Annotated in this window: 1 protein-coding gene; it reads right to left on the bottom strand. The window is 37.0% G+C overall.

Annotated features, from left to right (window positions below; translation table 11 throughout):
* Nucleotides 1–146, bottom strand: a 146-nt coding sequence (locus tag SB749_RS21160; protein WP_410712052.1) for an efflux RND transporter permease subunit, incomplete at its 3' end; no start/stop codon positions are given.
* Nucleotides 147–230: the final 84 nt, after the last annotated feature.

Below are 230 nucleotides of genomic sequence, written 5' to 3'. Positions count from 1 at the left end.
ATTTTTACTTGAGTAGGCGATATTTCAGGAAATGCATCCACCGGAATACTCAACCACGAGCGAGCCCCTATAACCATAGCAATAATGGCAAAAATACTGACAAATAATCGCTGTGTTAGTGAAAACTTAATAAGCAGGTTTAACATTTATTCTCTCCCTAAATGCAACAGCATTCCCTGCAATGCACTTACTGAGCTAATTAATACTTGTCGATTATTTAAGGGGATATT

Source organism: Brevibacterium sp. SIMBA_078 (genome assembly GCF_046534565.1).
GTDB lineage: Bacteria > Actinomycetota > Actinomycetes > Actinomycetales > Brevibacteriaceae > Brevibacterium.
Note: the sequence above shows the minus strand (reverse complement) of the source record. Positions and strands in the feature narration are given on the sequence as shown.